Below are 3,244 nucleotides of genomic sequence, written 5' to 3' on the forward strand. Positions count from 1 at the left end.
AGGCCGCGGACGCCCGCACGCCCGCACCGGCGCTGCGGCGCACCGCGCGCAGGCTCGGCCGGCAACTGATGCGGGCCGCCCGCGCCACCTGGCCCTCGGCCGAACTCGACGCCCTCGCCGCGGCCCGGCCGCAGGGCGCCCACCAGCCCATCGTCCTCGGCCTCACCGCCCGCTCCGCCGGCCTGACCCCGCTGGAGGCCGCTTACGCGGCGGCCTATGAGAGTGTCAGCGGCCCGGCCGGCGCCACCGTCCGCCTGCTCAGGCTGGACCCCTTCGACGCCGTCGCCATCCTGGCCCGCCTCGCCGCCGACATCGATCACGTCGCCGCGCAGGCGGCCGAGGCCGCGCAGCACGTCTCCGCCGAGGGCCTCGACGCGCTGCCCGCCGCCTCGGCGCCGCTGCTCGACATCACCGCCGAACAGCACGCCACCACCCCGGCACGCCTGTTCGCCTCGTGAGCACGCGGCCTTGACCGGCACCACCCGTTCGACCGCATCGTCAACCCCCCGGAGCCAGCCATGCACCTGCACCACAGCGACGCCTTCCCCGAGGCCCACCCTCACGGCCCCGGCGGCTCCTCCTCCCAGCGCCCCGACGGCCGCCGCCGCGCGCTGCGCATCGGCCTTGGCGGGCCGGTCGGCACCGGCAAGACGGCCACCGTCGCCGCCCTGTGCCGCGCGTTGCGCGACGAGCTGTCCATCGCCGTCGTCACCAACGACATCTACACCCGAGAAGACGCCGATTTCCTGCTCCGCGAGGCCGTCCTGCCTGCCGAGCGGATCGCGGCGGTCGAGACGGGCGCCTGCCCGCACACCGCCATCCGCGACGACATCTCCGCCAATCTCGAAGCCGTCGAGGACCTGGAAGATCACCTCGGCCCGCTCGACCTGATCCTCATCGAATCGGGCGGTGACAACCTCACCGCGACCTTCTCCAGGGGCCTGGTCGACGCGCAGATCTTCGTCATCGACGTCGCCGGTGGCGACGACATCCCCCGCAAGGGCGGCCCCGGCGTCACCGCCTCCGACCTGCTCGTCGTCAACAAGACCGACCTCGCCCCCTACGTCGGCGCCGACCTGGAGGGCATGGCCCGCGACGCCAAAGCCCAGCGCGGCGACCTGCCGGTGGCCTTCACCGCCCTGAAGAGCGAAGGCGGCGTCACACCCGTGGCCGACTGGGTCCGCGAGCGCCTGGCCGACTGGGCCGCGGGCCCCGCATGACCATCGCGGCCTCTCCCCGCACCCAAGCAGGGCACACCGCTGCAGGCGTGCACGCCACCGCCCGGATCCGGGCGACCAGCTCCAGCAACGCCACCATCCTGCCCGTCCTCGCCGGGGACGGGCCCTTCGACCTGCGCCGCAACCGCTCCTACGGGGCCGAGGCGCGGGTGTGCATCACCGGCGCCATGAGCGCCCCCCTCGGCGGCGACAGGCTCCGCATCGAAGCCACCGCCGAGCAAGGCGCCCACCTGCACATCACCACGGCCGCCGCCACCATCGCCCTGCGCGGCGCCACCCCCGAGCACGCCACCTACGACGTCCAGCTGACGGTGGCTGAACAGGCGAGCCTGCACTGGCTGCCCCAGCCGCTGATCTCCACCGCACGCAGCAACCTCCGCCAGAGCTGCACCATCGACCTGGCCCCCACCGCACGGCTCGTCCTCCGCGAGGAACAGGTCCTCGGACGCGCGGGCGAGCCGCCGGGCCGGCTGAGCACCCGCCTCACCGTCCGACACGACGGACGCCCTCTCCTGGACCAGCAGACCCGCTACGGCCCGGACGCACCCGGCTGGAACGGCCCCGCCGTCCTGGCCGGCCACCGCGCCGCCGGCCAGATCCTCATCGTCGACCCGGCCTTCGGAAGCCGACCGCCCGCCGTCCGGCTGCTCGGGGACGACCCGGCGCAGGGGCAGGCCGTGCTGACCCCGCTCGCCGGCCCCGCCCTCCTGGTCACCGCCCTCGCCCCGGACAGCCTGCGGCTGCGCCGCCTCCTCGATGCGGCCTACCCCACCGCGTGAGCGGCTCCGGCCTCCCCGGGGCGGGAGCGCCTCAGGCGGCCGCCTCGGCCGAACCTCCCGGACGCGATCATCCGGGGAGTTCGGTCTTGGCCGGTTGCCGGGTCAGCCCAGCTGTTGGGCGTTCAGGCCGGTGAGGCGTTCGTAGGCGGGGCTTTGGCCGGGGTAGACGACCTGGATGTCGATGGGGAGGGCCGTCCCTGGATCGACGCTGTGTCCGCCGCCTTCCGGGGAGCCGAGCAGGACGGCGCCGTCGGTGCCGTCGCGGAGGATCTCGCCCCAGAAGGTGTCGATGAAGGTCTTGGACAGTGAGCTTCCCTCCGGCAGGCCACCGAAGCCCACGGCCCATTTCATGACGCGGGTCTGCTCGGCGTGCATCGTGAGCCGGTAGGAGTAGAGGTGCCCGGAGCCTTCCGCCCAGCTGCCCCGCAGTTCCTGGTCGACGCGCAGGTTCCCCACGAAGCGGGACGCCAGCGCGGACTGGGCCTGGTCGTTCCATGAGCCGTTCGGACTCCCGGCCATGGGGATCGCCCGCAGATCCGCGATCGAGGTTCCCCGCTCCACCGGCAGGGAGTGCCCCTGCTGGTCGGCGGCCGAGAAGAGCGCGTTGTCCTCGACCGTGTTGTTGACGACGGCGCTCACCCCGTCACCGCTGTGGTCGAACCCGTACTCGGAGAAGTCGTTGACGTACGCGCCCATCGGAATGGCCAGGATCTTGTCGCCACGCCCCGGGGTCTGACCCGCGTTGAAGTTCGAGGCCCGGTAGAGACAGAAGTTCCCCTCAGGGCATGCCTCGGCCCCCTGGCCGTAGATCAGCTTCGGTTCCTTGTTGTCGCTCATCGCGCTCCCCCTACGGTTAACGGCTGACGCGGATGTCCCCGTGAAAGGGTTGAACCGCGCCTGACAGGCGGCGCAAGCGGCCGCCAGCCGTGGTGTTCCGTAGCGATCGTCTCCGTGGAGAGATACTCCTACCAGCGGAAACGCGGCGACGCGCCACAACCCAGATCGGCTTTTTGGCTGCCATAGACCGTTCCGCGCATGCGTGTCACAACCTGCCCGGCTCTGGAGACGGTCGGCCGTGGTGCCCGCCGAGCCGACATGCGCGCCCCAGCGCCCACGACAGCGATGCCCGATGTCAGCATTCGATGACGTTGACGGCCAGGCCGCCGCGTGAGGTCTCCTTGTACTTGTCGAGCATGTCGCGCCCGGTGTCGCGCATCGTCTTGATCG

General features: G+C 72.5%; 4 protein-coding genes. 3 read left to right on the forward strand and 1 reads right to left on the reverse strand.

Annotation, left to right across the window (positions count from 1 at the left end; genetic code table 11):
- The 3 genes from ABFX50_RS50365 to ABFX50_RS50375 all read left to right on the forward strand — a co-directional run.
- Window positions 1-458: urease accessory protein UreF (locus tag ABFX50_RS50365; RefSeq protein ID WP_346158369.1), on the forward strand; the 458-nt coding region annotated here is incomplete at its 5' end.
- 60 nt (window positions 459-518) lie between these two features.
- On the forward strand, window positions 519-1,220 hold the full coding sequence (gene ureG / locus ABFX50_RS50370) for an urease accessory protein UreG (protein WP_346158372.1): 702 nt from the start codon (window positions 519-521) through the stop codon (window positions 1,218-1,220).
- On the forward strand, window positions 1,217-2,017 hold the full coding sequence (locus ABFX50_RS50375; RefSeq protein WP_346158374.1) for an urease accessory protein UreD: 801 nt from the start codon (window positions 1,217-1,219) through the stop codon (window positions 2,015-2,017). The genes ureG and ABFX50_RS50375 overlap by 4 nt, the downstream gene beginning before the upstream one ends.
- A 102-nt stretch (window positions 2,018-2,119) precedes the next feature.
- Here the strand turns inward: ABFX50_RS50375 and ABFX50_RS50380 are convergent, their stop codons facing one another.
- Window positions 2,120-2,854, reverse strand: a complete 735-nt coding sequence (locus ABFX50_RS50380; RefSeq protein WP_346158377.1) for a hypothetical protein — start codon at window positions 2,852-2,854, stop codon at window positions 2,120-2,122.
- Window positions 2,855-3,244 lie beyond the last annotated feature (390 nt).

Origin of the sequence: Nonomuraea recticatena, assembly GCF_039533245.1 — a bacterium.
GTDB classification, from domain to species: domain Bacteria; phylum Actinomycetota; class Actinomycetes; order Streptosporangiales; family Streptosporangiaceae; genus Nonomuraea; species Nonomuraea roseola.